This is a genomic window from Flagellimonas lutimaris (assembly GCF_003581615.1).
GTDB classification, from domain to species: Bacteria; Bacteroidota; Bacteroidia; order Flavobacteriales; family Flavobacteriaceae; genus Flagellimonas; species Flagellimonas lutimaris.
This window is the reverse complement of the sequence record NZ_QXFH01000028.1, coordinates 1-233: the sequence shown is the minus strand read 5'-3', so window position 1 is coordinate 233 and position 233 is coordinate 1. Positions and strand designations below refer to the sequence as shown.

The following is a 233-nucleotide window of genomic DNA, read 5'->3' as shown; positions in this document are numbered from 1 at the left end:
GGGTTTCAAAGAGATAAGCCCGATTCCTCATCCTCTTCAAGATTGGAGACATACACAAAGTAGAGTGCCCAAATCAAACCAAACACACCAAACAAGATCCAACCGAGAAGGTTGTTGCTCAGCCCGAATGGCAGCCCGGTTCCCTCTGTGCTCATTCTCTCATCCACCAGGGCCATCGCCGCCGGGCTCGACATCGCCGCCGCGCAAGCCGCCGCCATCATTGAAGCACCCAT

1 protein-coding gene is annotated in these 233 nt (G+C 54.9%); it reads right to left on the bottom strand.

The genetic code is table 11. The annotated features are described in order from the left end of the window. Positions 1-5: 5 nt before the first annotated feature. On the bottom strand, positions 6-233 hold a 228-nt coding region (psbW, locus tag D2V08_RS18165), incomplete at its 5' end, for a photosystem II reaction center protein PsbW (protein ID WP_147374029.1).